Source organism: Streptomyces sp. NPDC102360, from assembly GCF_044766085.1.
GTDB lineage: Bacteria > Actinomycetota > Actinomycetes > Streptomycetales > Streptomycetaceae > Streptomyces.
In genome coordinates, this window is the sequence record NZ_JBIWLG010000002.1 from 1,090,351 (window position 1) to 1,105,141 (window position 14,791).

General features: G+C 67.8%; 6 protein-coding genes, 1 tRNA gene and 1 rRNA gene. 1 reads left to right on the forward strand and 7 read right to left on the reverse strand.

All coding sequences use genetic code 11. The features are described 5' to 3' along the window. Positions 1-18: 18 nt before the first annotated feature. The 4 genes from ACIRHA_RS14240 to ACIRHA_RS14255 all read right to left on the reverse strand — a co-directional run bounded on the left by ACIRHA_RS14240 (position 19) and on the right by ACIRHA_RS14255 (position 10,512). Positions 19-873 carry a helix-turn-helix domain-containing protein gene (locus ACIRHA_RS14240; protein WP_403844372.1) on the reverse strand — a complete coding sequence of 285 codons (855 nt, stop codon included), beginning with the start codon at positions 871-873 and terminating at the stop codon, positions 19-21. A gap of 217 nt (positions 874-1,090) precedes the next feature. Beyond that, a complete protein-coding gene (locus ACIRHA_RS14245) occupies positions 1,091-3,871 on the reverse strand; it encodes a DNA translocase FtsK (protein WP_403844375.1) in 2,781 nt (926 codons plus the stop codon). Positions 3,872-4,007: 136 nt separating this feature from the next. Next, positions 4,008-4,688, reverse strand: a complete 681-nt coding sequence (locus tag ACIRHA_RS14250; RefSeq protein ID WP_356378009.1) for a response regulator — start codon at positions 4,686-4,688, stop codon at positions 4,008-4,010. 274 nt (positions 4,689-4,962) lie between these two features. Continuing rightward, complete coding sequence (locus tag ACIRHA_RS14255) at positions 4,963-10,512, reverse strand: HAMP domain-containing protein (RefSeq protein ID WP_403844377.1); 5,550 nt, start codon at positions 10,510-10,512, stop codon at positions 4,963-4,965. Between the two features lie 378 nt (positions 10,513-10,890). Between ACIRHA_RS14255 and ACIRHA_RS14260 the strand changes: the two genes are divergently transcribed. Next, positions 10,891-13,512 carry a SpoIIE family protein phosphatase gene (locus ACIRHA_RS14260; RefSeq protein ID WP_403844380.1) on the forward strand — a complete coding sequence of 874 codons (2,622 nt, stop codon included), beginning with the start codon at positions 10,891-10,893 and terminating at the stop codon, positions 13,510-13,512. Between the two features lie 61 nt (positions 13,513-13,573). Here ACIRHA_RS14260 and ACIRHA_RS14265 read toward each other — a convergent pair. The 3 genes from ACIRHA_RS14265 to rrf all read right to left on the reverse strand — a co-directional run bounded on the left by ACIRHA_RS14265 (position 13,574) and on the right by rrf (position 14,631). Then, positions 13,574-13,646: transfer RNA gene (locus ACIRHA_RS14265), tRNA-Thr, on the reverse strand. An 84-nt stretch (positions 13,647-13,730) separates the two neighbouring features. Further along, positions 13,731-14,396 (reverse strand): DegT/DnrJ/EryC1/StrS family aminotransferase, encoded by a 666-nt coding sequence (locus tag ACIRHA_RS14270; protein WP_403844518.1) that lies wholly within the window; start codon positions 14,394-14,396, stop codon positions 13,731-13,733. 118 nt (positions 14,397-14,514) lie between these two features. Then, positions 14,515-14,631, reverse strand: a 5S ribosomal RNA gene (gene rrf / locus ACIRHA_RS14275). Positions 14,632-14,791: the final 160 nt, after the last annotated feature.

The window sequence follows — 14,791 nt, forward strand, 5'->3', positions numbered from 1 at the left end:
ACCGCCGGATCTCCGGGCTCAGCCGACCTCGGGGTCGCCCTTCGTGTAGGACAGCCGCTCGACCTGGCCGGTCTTGAACTCGTCGTCGATCTGCTTGCCGTTTACATACAGCTGGATGGCGCCGGCGTCACCGAGAACGAGGTCGATCTTCTGGTTGTCCTGGAAGGTCTTGGTCTGGCCGTCCTGCAGCAGCCCGTCGAACATCGTCCGGCCGTTGTGATCCTTGGCGGAGATCCAACTGCGACCGTCCGCCGCGCTGACCTTGACGGTGACCTTGTCCGCGGGGGCCGCGGCGATCGCACTGTCGGTCGGGTCCGGCTTCGGGTCGGTGGGCTTCTTGGTGCTGGGGCTCGGCTTCGCGGTCGTGGGCTTGCTGGTCGCCGGGGTGGAACCCTCGGCGGCCTGCTGCTGGCCGCCGTCGCTGTCGCCGCCGCTGAAGGCGGTGTAGCCGACGAAGGCGACGACCGCGACGATCGCCGCGACCATGGCGGCCGTCCAATTGGGCCTGCGCGGCTCGGAGCGGATCCGCTCGGTCTCGAACAGCGGCGTGGCCGGCGTCGGCGCGGGGCGCCCGTCGTACTCGTCGCCGTACTGCTCGATCAGCGGCTCGGGGTCGAGGCCCACGGCACGCGCGAGCGTGCGGATGTGGCCTCGCGCGTAGACGTCGCCACCGCAGCGCGAGAAGTCGTCCTGCTCGATGGCCTGCACGATGGGGATGCGCACCCGGGTCGACTGGCTGACCTCGTCGACGGACAGACCCGCGTCGACGCGTGCCTGCTGAAGGACACGGCCGATCGACGGCCGGTCGTCGTCCGCGTGCGGGATGCGGTCTTCCGAAGGGCGGTCGTCTTCAGGGGAGTTGCCGATGGACACGGGGGCGCCTTTCGAGCGTGTAGCCACCTGCTGGAGGTTCAGTGTAGGGGGGGTGTGAATGGGTGAGGCAACCGGGCGGTCGGACTTTGTACGCCATCAGAATGGCCCGCCATCCCGCTGGCGACGTACACGGCTGCCTCCTCCTCAACTTGACGTAGCCGACGAGGAAACGGTTGCTCCGATGCCCGTACGGGTGACGTCGTTCGAAGGGGTCACCTTACGGTTGAGCCTCCCCGCGGATCACCGCGAGCACTCCCTCCAGCTCATCTGCTTTCACAAGAACGTCACGAGCCTTCGAACCTTCACTGGGTCCGACGATGTTTCGCGACTCCATCAAGTCCATGAGCCGACCCGCCTTGGCGAAGCCCACGCGCAGCTTGCGCTGCAGCATGGAGGTCGAGCCGAACTGCGTGGAGACGACCAGCTCGACCGCCGCGCACAGCAGGTCCAGGTCGTCGCCGATGTCCTCGTCGATCTCCTTCTTCTGCTTGGTGCCCACCGTGACGTCGTCCCGGAAGACGGGCGCCATCTGGTCCTTGCAGTGCTGCACGATGGCGCCGATCTCGTCCTCTATGACGAAAGCACCCTGCATACGGGTCGGCTTGTTCGCCCCCATGGGGAGGAACAGGCCGTCGCCCTTGCCGATGAGCTTCTCGGCGCCCGGCTGGTCGAGGATGACCCGGCTGTCGGCGAGCGAGGAGGTGGCGAAGGCGAGCCGCGAGGGCACGTTCGCCTTGATCAGGCCGGTGACGACGTCGACCGACGGCCGCTGCGTGGCGAGGACCAGGTGGATACCCGCCGCGCGCGCGAGCTGCGTGATCCGGACGATGGAGTCCTCGACGTCCCTCGGGGCGACCATCATCAGGTCGGCGAGCTCATCGACGATCACCAGCAGGTACGGATACGCCTTCAGCTCCCGCTCACTGCCCTCGGGCGTGGTGAGCTTGCCGTCCTTGACCGCCTTGTTGAAGTCGTCGATGTGCCGGTAGCCGAAGGCCGCGAGGTCGTCGTAGCGCAGATCCATCTCTCGCACGACCCACTGGAGTGCCTCGGCGGCCTTCTTGGGGTTGGTGATGATCGGCGTGATCAGGTGCGGGATCCCCTCGTACGCGGTCAGCTCCACGCGCTTGGGGTCGACGAGGACCATCCGGACGTCCTCGGGCGTCGCCCGCATCATGATCGAGGTGATCAGACAGTTGATGCACGACGACTTACCGGAGCCGGTGGCGCCGGCGACCAGGATGTGCGGCATCTTGGCCATGTTGGCCATGACGTAGCCGCCTTCGACGTCCTTGCCGAGCGCGACCAGCATGGGGTGCTCGTCCTCGGCCGCGTCCGCGAGGCGCAGCACGTCGCCGACGTTGACCATCTCGCGGTCCGTGTTCGGGATCTCGATGCCGACCGCGGACTTCCCGGGGATCGGCGAGATGATCCGGACGTCCGGGGACGCGACGGCGTAGGCGATGTTCTTCGCCAGGGCCGTGATCTTCTCGACCTTCACGGCGGGGCCGAGCTCGATCTCGTACCGCGTGACCGTGGGGCCGCGCGTGAAGCCCGTGACGCCCGCGTCGACCTTGAACTCGGTGAAGACGGTCTGCAGCGATTCGACGACGGCGTCGTTGGCGGCGCTGCGCGACTTGCCGGGGCCACCGCGCGTGAGCAGGTCGAGGGAGGGCAGCGCGTACGTGATGTCGCCGGCGAGCTGGAGCTGCTCGGCGCGCGGCGGGAGGTCCCCCCTCGCGTCAGGTGCGGACTTGGTGAGGTCCGGCACGCCGAGAGAGGTGGGCGTCGGCTCAGGCTCCTTCTGAGCGCCTGCCGGGGCCTTCTTGGCCCTGGCCCCCGGCACGGGTGCCGAGCGCTCCCCTGTGGACGTCTCACCGCTGTTCTCGCCGCCGCTCTCACCGGAGACGCCCTGCGTGAGGTCCGCGACGAGCGGCGACGGCGGCATTCCGTGCAGCACGGCCCCGTCGAGCGCGGCGGCCGCCGCCGCGGCCACGTCGACCGCGTCCATCGGCCGCTCCATGGCGGGCTGCACGGACCGCCGCGACTTGCGCCGCTTGGCGAACGCCTCCTCCTCGGCCCGATCCGGGTCGTACGACTCCGGCGCCGGGGCGCCGGGGCGCTTGCGCGAGCGCACGGGCGTGGCCTCGCGCCATTCGTCGTCGTACTCGTCCGGCACCCCCTCGGCGAAGGCCGCGTCCTCGTGCACGACACCGAGCTTCACGCCGAGCTGGCGCAGGCGCTGCGGGATGGCGTTGACGGGTGTCGCGGTCACCACGAGCAGACCGAACACCGTCAGCAGAACGAGCAGCGGGACCGCGAGCACCTGGGTCATCGTGAAGCTCAGCGGTGTCGCGGCGGCCCAGCCGATGAGTCCGCCCGCGTCCCTTATGGCGCGCATGCCGTCCCCGCGCGCGGGTGAGCCGCAGGCGATGTGTACCTGCCCGAGCACGCCGACGACGAGCGCGGAGAGGCCGATCACGATCCGCCCGTTGGCCTCGGGCTTCTCGGGATGCCGGATGAAGCGCACGGCGATGACACCGAGCAGGATCGGGACCAGCAGGTCGAGACGGCCGAACGCGCCGGTCACCAGCATGTCGACGAGGTCACCGACCGGGCCCTGAAGATTGGACCAGGTACCGGCAGCGCAGATCAGCCCGATCCCGAGCAGCAGCAGCGCGAGTCCGTCCTTGCGGTGTGCCGGGTCGAGCCCCTTCGCACCACGCCCTATGCCGCGGAACATGGCCCCCACACTGTGCGCGACGCCCAGCCACAGGGCGCGTACGAGCTTGTACAGGCCCCCGGTCGGATTGGGTGCCGCCTTGGGGGCGGGCTTCTTCGCCGCGGCCTTCTTGGCGGGCGCCCTCTTGGGCGCCGGCTTCTTGGCCGCGGCCTTCTTCGCGGGGGCTTTTCTGGCAGCGGCCTTCTTCGCCGGAGCCTTGGTCGGCGCCGCCGTCTTCTTCGCGGGCGACTTCTTGGCTGCGGGACGTGAGGCCATGGGTGTGAGGTTACCGGGGGAGCCGACCTTGGACACGTGTGCCCACCGCTTCACCCGATCGTGTCGCGAACTGACGGGGCGGAAACTGACGTGCCCTCAAAGCCCGAGCGCCGCCCCCGATTCCGGGGCGGCCGCCTCAGTTCTGCGACGGCAGCGAGGGCGCTCCGCTGCCCGTCCCGGGCTCCAGGGCGTCAAGCGCCCTGCGCAGTCCGGTGAGTTTGCGCTCCAGATGTGCCGCCGTGGCCACCGCCGCGGCGTCCGCGGACTCGTCGTCCAGCTGCTTCGACAGCGCCTCGGCCTGCTCCTCGACCGCGGCGAGCCGCGCCGACAGCTCGGCGAGCAGCCCCGCGGGCTCCTTGCTGTCCCCGATGGCCTTGCCGCCGCCCTCCAGCTGGAGCCGCAGCAGCGCCGCCTGCTCCCGGAGCTGGCAGTTCTTCATGTACAGCTCGACGAACACCGAGACCTTGGCGCGCAGCACCCAGGGGTCGAACGGCTTGGAGATGTAGTCGACCGCCCCTGCCGCGTAGCCACGGAACGTGTGATGCGGTCCGTGGTTGATCGCGGTGAGGAAGATGATCGGGATGTCCCGTGTCCGCTCGCGGCGCTTGATGTGCGCAGCGGTTTCGAACCCGTCCATTCCTGGCATCTGAACGTCCAGCAGAATGACCGCGAAATCGTCCGTGAGCAGCGCCTTCAGCGCTTCCTCCCCGGACGATGCCCGTACCAGTGTCTGATCGAGCGCGGAGAGGATGGCCTCCAGCGCCAGCAGATTCTCCGGCCGGTCATCGACCAGGAGGATCTTGGCCTTCTGCACCATGGCCCGCCCTCCTCGCCCCGGCATGGGGCCGCCCCTGTCCGCAGGACTCGGGGAGGCTCCTTTCGCCGCCCCAGGGAACGACTCCCTTGCGTCGTCCGTCCTTGTGCCGGTCATGGTAGCTGCACCCCGCCTGTCGCCACACCCTGTCACCGCGATGTCACCGTGCACGTAGCAGAAACGCGGTGGGAGACCAGAAGGTTCCCCGAATCCCGCGCCTCTACACGACTTCGACCACACTCAGTCAGCAACTCATCTTGAACATTCCGGATTCCTGTCACTCACCATGCATCCACCGCTCCATCACAGAGAGCAGATGGTCCGGATCGACCGGCTTCGTAACGTAGTCGGAAGCACCCGACTCGATGGCCTTCTCCCGGTCGCCCTTCATCGCCTTCGCGGTGAGCGCGATGATCGGCAGCCCGGCGAACTGCGGCATCCTACGGATCGCCGTCGTCGTCGCGTAGCCGTCCATCTCCGGCATCATGATGTCCATCAGCACGACTGTCACATCGTCGTGCTGTTCGAGGACTTCGATGCCCTCACGCCCGTTCTCCGCGTACAGGACCGAGAGGCCCTGCTGCTCCAGGACGCTGGTGAGCGCGAACACGTTACGGATGTCGTCGTCGACGATGAGCACCTTCTCGCCGACGAACAGCAGCCCGTTCCGGGGCGTGGGCGAGCTCTTCTCGGCCGCACCCGTCGCACCCGCCATGCCGCTGTCCCAGTGCTCCTCCGCGCGCTCCTGAGCAGGCAGCGGCTGGCCCTGCGGCGGCCCCTGCGGCGCCGTCCGCTCGGGCGGCGTCGGGGTCGACCTACGACGGCGCCGGAACAGCGCCGCGGGCCCGTTCTGGGTGTCCTGGTAGGACCTCACCTCGGCCGGGGTCTCCACCTCCGCGGGCTCGGGCGCCGCGTCGAGGGCGAGCCGCTCCCCCGGTTCAATGGTGGGCGCGAGCTGCGCGTACCCCTGGGGCGGCAGTTCGCTCGGGTGCATCGGCAGGTACAGCGTGAAGGTCGAGCCTCGTCCGGGCTCGCTCTGCGCGTGGATCTCGCCGCCCAGGAGGCGGGCGATCTCGCGGCTGATGGACAGGCCGAGGCCCGTACCGCCGTACTTGCGGCTCGTCGTGCCGTCGGCCTGCTTGAACGCCTCGAAGATGACACGCATCTTGCTGGCCGCGATGCCGATTCCGGTGTCGGTCACCGAGAAGGCGATCACGTCGCCGTCGACCTCGGTCAACGAGCCCGCTTCCAGCAGCTGTTCACGGATCGCGTTCGGTACGTCGGCGCCGGCCGGCCTGATGACGAGCTCGACGGCACCGGAGTCCGTGAACTTCACCGCGTTGGAGAGCAGGTTGCGCAGCACCTGAAGGAGCCGCTGTTCGTCGGTGTGCAACGTAGTGGGCAGTTCCGGCGACACCCTTACGGAGAAGTCGAGTTGCTTCTCCGCGGTCAGCGGCCGGAACGTGGCCTCTACGTAGTCGACAAGTTGCACCAGGGCGATGCGCGTCGGCGAGACGTCCATCTTGCCCGCCTCGACCTTCGACAGGTCCAGGATGTCGTTGATCAGCTGGAGCAGGTCGGAGCCCGCTCCATGGATCGTCTCGGCGAACTCGACCTGCTTCGGAGTGAGGTTCGTGTCGGCGTTGTCGGCCAGCAACTTGGCAAGGATGAGCAGCGAGTTGAGCGGCGTACGCAGCTCGTGCGACATGTTCGCGAGGAACTCGCTCTTGTAGCGCATCGAGACGGCGAGCTGCTCGGCGCGCTCCTCCAGGACCTGCCGTGCGTCCTCGATCTCGGTGTTCTTCACCTCGATGTCACGGTTCTGCTGAGCGAGCAGTTCGGCCTTCTCCTCCAGCTCGGCGTTGGAAGCCTGGAGCGCCTTCTGCCGGTTCTCCAACTCGGCGGAGCGCTCACGGAGCTGCTCGGTCAGCTCCTGCGACTGCCTCAGCAGGACCTCCGTCTTCGTGTTGACGGAGATCGTGTTGACGCTCGTCGCGATCATCTCGGCGATCTGCCCGAGGAAGTCCTTCTGGATCTGCGTGAACGGCGTGAAGGACGCCAGCTCGATCACACCGAGCACCGTGTCCTCGAACAGTACGGGGATCACGATGACCTGCGCGGGCGGCGCCTCACCGAGGCCGGAGGCGATCTTCAGGTAGCCGCTGGGCGCGTTGTCCACAAGGATCGTGCGCCGCTCCTGCGCGGCCGTCCCGATGAGCGTCTCGCCGGGCCGGAAGGCCGTCGGCATGGAGCCCATGGAGTAGCCGTAGCTCCCGCACATGCGCAGCTCGTACGCGTCCTCGTCCGCGATCGCCGGGTCGGCACTGTCGTCCAGCGGAAGCGCCAGGAAGAACGCGCCGTGCTGTGCCGACACCACCGGCGTCAGCTCGCTCATGATGAGCCCCGCCACGTCGTCGAGGTCGCGGCGGCCCTGCATCAGACCCGAGATACGGGCCAGGTTGCCCTTGAGCCAGTCCTGCTCCTCGTTGGCGATCGTGGTGTCGCGCAGGTTCGAGATCATCTTGTTGATGTTGTCCTGCAGGACCTGGATCTCGCCCGCGGCGTCGACGTCGATCTTGAGGTTGAGGTCGCCGCGCGTCACCGCGGTGGCGACCGCCGCGATGGCGCGCACCTGACGGGTCAGGTTCCCGGCCATCTCGTTCACCGACTCGGTCAGGTCGCGCCACGTGCCGTCCACGTCGCGCACCCGGGCCTGGCCGCCCAACTGGCCCTCGGTGCCCACCTCACGGGCCACCCGGGTGACCTGCTCGGCGAAGGACGACAACTGGTCGACCATCGTGTTGATCGTGGTCTTCAGCTCGAGGATCTCGCCGCGCGCGTCGATGTCGATCTTCTTGGTCAGGTCGCCCTTGGCGATGGCGGTCGTGACCATCGCGATGTTGCGCACCTGTCCGGTCAGGTTCGAGGCCATGCCGTTCACGGATTCGGTCAGGTCCTTCCACGTACCGGATACTCCGGGTACGCGGGCCTGGCCACCGAGGATGCCGTCCGTGCCCACCTCGCGGGCCACCTTGGTGACCTGGTCGGCGAACGAACTCAGGGTCCGCACCATCGTGTTGAACGTGTCGGCGAGCTGCGCGACCTCACCGCGCGCCTCGATGGTGACCTGCCGGGTCAGGTCACCGTTGGCCACCGCGTTGGCGACCTGGGAGATGTTGCGCACCTGCATGGTCAGGTTGTTGGCCATGAGGTTCACGTTGTCGCTCAGGTCCTTCCAGATGCCCGTGACACCCGGAACCCGTGCCTGACCACCCAGCTGCCCCTCGGTGCCCACCTCACGGGCCACCCGCGTCACCTGCTCGGCGAACGCGGAGAGCTGGTCGACCATCGTGTTCACGGTGGTGACGAGTTCGAGGATCTCGCCCTTGGCGTCGACCGTGATCTTCTTGGAGAGGTCACCGCGCGCCACCGCCGTGGTGACCTCGGCGATGTTCCGCACCTGAAGCGTCAGGTTGTTGGCCATGCCGTTCACGGACTGCGTCAGGTCCTTCCACGTACCCGACACGCCCTGCACCTCGGCCTGGCCGCCGAGGATGCCGTCCGTACCCACCTCACGGGACACCCGGGTGACCTGCTCGGCGAAGGCCGACAGCTGGTCCACCATCGTGTTGAGGGTGTTCTTCAGCTCCAGGATCTCGCCGCGCGCGTCCACGTCGATCTTCTGCGACAGGTCACCACGCGCCACCGCCGTGGCCACCTGGGCGATGTTGCGCACCTGGGCCGTGAGGTTGCCGGCCATGCCGTTCACGGAATCCGTCAGATCGCGCCACACGCCGGCCACGCCGGGCACCTGCGCCTGACCGCCCAGGCGGCCTTCCGTGCCCACCTCACGGGCCACTCGGGTCACCTGGTCCGCGAAGGCGGAGAGCTGGTCGACCATCGTGTTGATGGTGTTCTTCAGCTCCAGGATCTCGCCGCGGGCATCCACGTCGATCTTCTGTGACAGGTCACCACGCGCCACCGCGGTCGTGACCTGGGCGATCTGCCTCACCTGTGAAGTCAGGTTTCCGGCCATGAAGTTGACGGAGTCGGTCAGTTCCTTCCACGTGCCGCTCACGCCGTCCACGCGGGCCTGACCGCCGAGGCGGCCCTCCGTGCCCACGTCTCGCGCCATCCGCGTCACCTGGTCGGCGAAGCTCGACAGCTGGTCCACCATCGTGTTCACGGTGTTCTTCAGTTGAAGCATCTCGCCGGAGACGTCGACGGTGACCTTCTGCGACAGATCACCGTTCGCCACCGCCGTCGTCACCTGGGCGATGTTGCGCACCTGTCCGGTGAGGTTCCGGAACGCGGTGTTGACGGAGTCGGTCAGGTCCTTCCACGTACCGGCGGCGCCAGGAACGAGCGCCTGACCGCCGAGCTCACCCTCGACACCGACTTCCCGGGCCACACGCGTCACTTCGGAACCGAAGGCGGACAGCTGGTCCACCATCGTGTTCACGGTGTTCTTCAGCTCGAGCATCTCGCCCGCGACGTCGACGGTGACCTTCTGCGACAGATCACCGTTCGCCACCGCCGTCGTCACGGTCGCGATGTCCCGCACCTGAGTTGTGAGGTTTCGGAAAACCGTGTTCACCGAATCGGTGAGGTCCTTCCACGTGCCGGCAGCCCCCGGCACATTGGCCTGGCCACCGAGCTGACCCTCGGCACCGACCTCGTTCGCCACACGCGTGACCTCGTCCGCGAAAGTACGCAGGGTCTCGGTCATCTGGTTGATGGTCTCGGCCAGCTGGGCGACCTCGCCGCGCGCCGACACGGTGACCTTCTGCGACAGGTCACCATTGGCCACGGCCGTGGTGACCTGTGCGATTCCACGCACCTGCGCGGTCAGGTTGCCGGCCATGAGGTTCACCGAATCGGTGAGGTCCTTCCACACCCCGGCCACACCGGGCACCTGGGCCTGACCGCCGAGCTCACCCTCCGTACCCACCTCGCGGGCCACACGCGTGACCTCGGAGGAGAACGACGACAGCTGGTCCACCATCGTGTTCACGGTGTTCTTCAGCTCGAGCATCTCGCCCGCGACGTGAACCGTGACCTTGCGGGACAAGTCGCCCTTGGCCACCGCGGTGGTGACGAGAGCAATGTCACGCACCTGTGCGGTCAGCCGGTACGCCATCGTGTTGACGGAATCCGTAAGATCCTTCCACGAACCGGACATTCCACGTACGCGCGCCTGCCCGCCGAGCTTGCCCTCGGTGCCCACCTCGCTGGCCACGCGCGTGACCTCGTCGGTGAACGTGGAGAGCTGATCGACCAGGTTGTTGACCGTCCGGCCGACCTTCAGGAACTCGCCGCGCAGCGGATGCCCGTGCCCCTCGGGCTTCCCTTCCGGCACCTGGGCCCTCAGCTCCATCCGGGGCGACAGATCACCGTCCGCGACCGCCGAGAGCACCCTCCCGACCTCTGAGACGGGCCGTACGAGGTCGTCCACGAGCGCGTTGGACGCATTGATCGCGGTGGCCCAGGAACCCTCACAGGCGCCCGTCTCGAGCCGCTCGGTGAGCTTGCCCTCGCGGCCCACCATGCGGCGCACTCGTGACATCTCACCCGTCAAGTGCAGATTTCGGTCGGCCACCTCGTTGAAGACGGCCGCGATCTCCGACATCACGCCGTCGCCGCTGACGGTCAGGCGCTTGCGGAAATTGCCGTCTCTCATCGCGACAAGACCTGCGAGCAGCCTGTTCAGCGCCGCGGTATCCACCGTCGTCGTTCCGCTGCCACCGCGCGTTTTGCGCCGTTTTGCCAGGGACTGTCCGTCTTCTGCGCGCGTCTTCTTGCTCCGCGTCGCTGCGCCAGACTCCACTGTGTCCCTCCCGCAGGGGTCGACCTGTACTGCTCGGGTAGCTCGGGTTTCTCGGATTCGCTTCTACCGCCGCATCGACATTTCAATGCGTTCTTCCATGGAAGCTTGCCCAGTGTTTCACCATGGCTGAACCAGGCCATAACAGTTCGGCAGCTTCGCACACCGTCCGCACACCCTCCGGGCGGAAACACAGACGACCGGCATCCGCATGGACGGCGAAGGTAAGTAACCTTGGCAGCGGCTGTCCACCCACCCCGGTCTGCCCGGCCTGGGCGGTGGCGAAAAACGAGCGGGCATCGGAGGGGCGGCCGAGACATGGGTACGGGAGACCTGGGCCTCGACACTCGGACAACGAGTACAACTCGTACAGGGAGTTCTGTGATCACCGCGCGCGCGGCTGCCACTTTCGAGCCGGTCGGACGCTCCGTCGCGACCGCCCGCTCCTTCGTACGCGACACCCTCCAAGGGTGGGGCCATGCGGACATCATCGACGACGCCGTCGTTCTGACCAGCGAACTCGTGACAAATGCCGTGGTTCACGCGGGCACATCCGCGGAGGTCCTGTGCCTGCGAAGTGAGGACCACGTCCGCATCGAGGTCTCCGACCGCTATCCGGAGCGAGAGATTCCGCTACAGGCGTCCGCCATGAACATGGGCAGCCCCGACCGCGAGGGCGGCCGCGGCCTCCAGCTCTGCGCCGCGCTCGCAGGACGCTGGGGCGTCGACTATTCGGCCACCCACAAGCGGGTCTGGTTCCAACTCGACCTGCCGGAGCGCTCGGTCGGCACCCGCGCCGCGGGCCCCACCCTCCCCATCGACCTCCTCCCGCTGGCGGACGAGCGGGTCCGCGTGGCCGTCGTCCAGATCGACCGGGTCGGCGCGATCACCGGGTGGAACGAGGACGCGGAGGAGCTCTTCGGGTACGCGGCCGAGCAGGTCACAGGAAAGCCCCTCACGGACTTCGCGGCATGGCCGCACACGCCCGGCACCAGCACCGGCATCGTCGACGCGCTGCAGCTCTCGCGCTGGGAGGGCAGTTACGGCATCCGCACCGCCAATGGCCGCGTGACGCCCGTGTACGCCTCGCACCTGCGTGTCCGCGACACCGACGGCGACCCGTCGACAGTGTGCCTCCTGGTACGCGACCACGAGCGCGCCATCCTCCAGACCCCGCTGCGCCTCCCCTCGCCCGACCCGGGATCGCACTCCGAGAGCCAGGGCTCCGACCCGTTCGAGGTCTTCATCGGCTCGCCGGCGCCCGACGACCTCGACGGGCTGCTCCAGCGCACCGTCGAGCGCGCCCGCGACATGCTCGACGGCGACTCCGCGTTCCTGCTGCTCGCCACGGACGACGAAACGGAGCTGGAGGTCCGCGCCTCGACCGGCCTGCCCTCCGCACGGCAGCGCTTCGCGCGCGTGCCCGTCGAAGTCGGCCCCAACCGCTACGGTTCGGCGCGTATGCCGGCCGTGCACGAGGACCTGTCCCAAGTCCCGGGCGCCGTACCGCTCTTGAACGGCACGGGCATGCGCTCGGTCGTCACGGTGCCCCTCAAGGTAGAAGGCCGTCTCACGGGCTCCCTGGGGGTGGCGGCAGAATCCCCCGACCGCTACTCCAACGAAGAAGCACTGCGCCTACAGTTCGCCGCCGACCGCATCGCGCTGGCCGTCGAATCGGCCCGTCTCGGCGAACTCGAAAAGCTCCGCCGCGGCTCTCTCAGCTTCCTCGTCGAAGCCTCCGACCTCCTGGCGGGCACGCTCGACAGGGACCAAACCCTGGCGCTCATGGCCCAGATGACGGTTCCGACCCTCGCCACGTGGTGCGCCGTCTACACGATCGCCGATCAGGCCTCGGAGCCGTACCTCTCCTATGTGCTGCACGAGGACGAGGAGCGCATCGACGGCCTGAAGGCACTCCTTTCGAAGATCGCCCCACCGGACCCGGTCCCGACTCCTGGTGCCCGCGTCTGGGCGGCCCCCGCGGAAGCCGCCCATCAGGCAGCTCTGCGTACGTCCATGAGAAGCCTGGGCCTCGGCGAACCGGCGAGCGTCAGCTCCGGCATCGGCACGACGCTCCAGACGGCCTCCGCGGTCGGCGGCGAGACCGTCGTACTCCCCCTGGTGGCCCGCAACCGCGTCATCGGCATGCTGACCCTCGGCAAACCGACGGACGAACACTTCCGCCAGGAAATCCTGGAGCTCGCCGAGGACTTGAGCCGCAGGGCGGCCCTCGCCCTCGACAACGCGCGCCTCTACTCGGAGCGCATGGCGATCAGCCAGTCCCTCCAGCGCAGCCTCCTGCCCCCGGAGCTCCCCGACGTCCCCGGCGTCGAGGTGGAGGTCATCTACCGCGCGGCCGGCGAAGGCAACGAGGTGGGCGGAGACTTCTACGACCTGTTCCCGATCCGGGACGGCGCGTACGGCTTCGCCATCGGCGACGTCTGCGGTACGGGCCCGGAGGCGGCCGCCGTGACCGGCCTGGCCCGCCACGCGCTGCGCCTCCTCGCCCGTGAGGGCTTCGGTGGTCCCGCGGTCCTGGAGCGCCTCAACGCGGCGATCCTCGACGAGGGCGCCCGCAGCCGCTTCCTGACCCTGCTCTACGGGGAGTTGTGGCCGCAGGAGGACGGCTCGGCGATCCTGAAGATGGTCTGCGCCGGCCACCCGCTCCCGCTGCGCCTGCGCCAGGACGGCTCCGTCGCACCGTACGCGGAGCCCCAGCCGCTGCTCGGCGTCATGGACGACCTGGAGCTGTACGAACAGACTCTGACGCTCGACCCGGGTGACGTGCTGCTCTGCGTCACCGACGGCATCACCGAGCGCCGTGAGGGCAGCCGCATGCTCGGCGACGACGGCCTGGCGGAAGTCCTCTCCACCTGTACGGGCCTCACGGCAGGGGCCGTTGCCGCCCGCATCATGCGCGCGGTGGAGCGCTTCGCCGCGGACGCTCCGTCGGACGACATGGCGATCCTCGCGATGCGCGTGCCTGGCCTGCACCACGACTGAGGCCGCCGGGCCGGAACAACAAAAAGGCCTCCGCCCATGGGGCGGAGGCCTTGATCTGAGGAGCCCCCAAGCGGAATCGAACCGCTGACCTTCTCCTTACCATGGAGACGCTCTACCGACTGAGCTATAGGGGCCTGTCGCTTTCGCGGTTTCCCGCTCGGCAACGGAATAAAGCTTACCTGATGTTGAGCCCCCTCCGGACCACCGACGGTGCAGCTCTAGAAGGCCGGCTGCAACAGTCCGCCCAATGCATTGCAGGCATGCACGACCCGCTGCAACTCCCGCCGTGACATTGCCGCTTCGATCGGCAGCGCAAGCGTGTCGTCGGCGGCCCGCTCGGTTTCCGGCAGCGCAATGTCGCATCGCAATCCGGGCAACCGGTGCACCGGCGTCTTCACCGGCACCCGGCACTCGACGCCCTTTCCACGCAACACCCGCGCGAAAGCATCCCGATCCGGCCGCCCATTGCCCGGCACCCGCACCACGTACTGCTGATACGTGTGCCCTTCCTCCCCGACAGGAGTCCGTACGCCAGTGAGCCGCGCGCTCAAATAGGCGGCGTGGACGCGACGTTGAGCCACCTCGTCGTACGACTTCTCTGACTCGCCCGGCTCCTCCAGTACGAGCAGGCCATGACGGCGACCCAACTCCCGCAGCCGGGCGAGATCCGCCCGGTGCCCGAAACGGTGAACGGCGACAACCGCTGCGGTACGGGCGCTCACGCCGGCGGCTACGTGGGAGGGGTCGATGCAGTACGTCTCCGGGTGAATGTCGGCGAAGACCGGCACGGCCCCCACTCGCACGACGTCCTCGGCCACCTCGGCGTTGCCGAAGGCCGGCACGATGACTTCGTCCCCGGTACCAACACCTGCGGCTCGCAGCATTTCAACTGTGCCCATGACAGGGATCGTGCCCAGGCGACGTGAACGACGGGTGAAGCGCAACAAAAAAGAGCTGGTCCCCGAACCAAAAGGTTCGGGGACCAGCTCTTCTATAAAATTAGTTCGGCGGCGTCCTACTCTCCCACAGGGTCCCCCCTGCAGTACCATCGGCGCTGTGAGGCTTAGCTTCCGGGTTCGGAATGTAACCGGGCGTTTCCCTCACGCTATGACCACCGAAACACTATGAAACTGTCAACCGGAGCCGTGGCACATGGCTACGACGGTTGTTCGTGGTTTCAGAACCAACACAGTGGACGCGAGCAACTGAGGACAAGCCCTCGGCCTATTAGTACCAGTCACCTCCACACCTTGCGGTGCTTCCAGATCTGGCCTATCAA